The sequence below is a fragment of the Bartonella sp. AP58NXGY genome, from assembly GCF_042195785.1.
In the GTDB taxonomy this organism is placed as follows: Bacteria; Pseudomonadota; Alphaproteobacteria; order Rhizobiales; family Rhizobiaceae; genus Bartonella.
The window spans coordinates 337-598 of sequence record NZ_JBHIOY010000359.1; the positions used below are offsets into that span (position 1 = coordinate 337).

At 33.6% G+C, this 262-nt stretch carries 1 pseudogene; it reads left to right on the plus strand.

The features are described from left to right. Positions 1–52: 52 nt before the first annotated feature. Positions 53–262 (plus strand): annotated as a pseudogene (locus tag ACFINC_RS11415) (VUT family protein); the annotation flags it as partial.

The window sequence follows — 262 nt, forward strand, 5'->3', positions numbered from 1 at the left end:
TTCTCTTTAATCGCTCTATTATTTTATTGGTTCCATACCCCAGGTTAAAAAAATGTTTTCAAGCGGTCTTTTATTAGAACAGCAAAAGAGAAAGTATGTTATTTTTTCTATTTTAGCAATGTGTCTGGCGGTTACTGCTTCTAATATTTTGGTTCAGTATCCCGTCTATTGGTTTGGTTTGAATGAGCTGTTGACTTATGGAGCTTTTACTTATCCATTTGCCTTTCTCATTAATGATTTGACCAATCGTTTTTATGGTCCA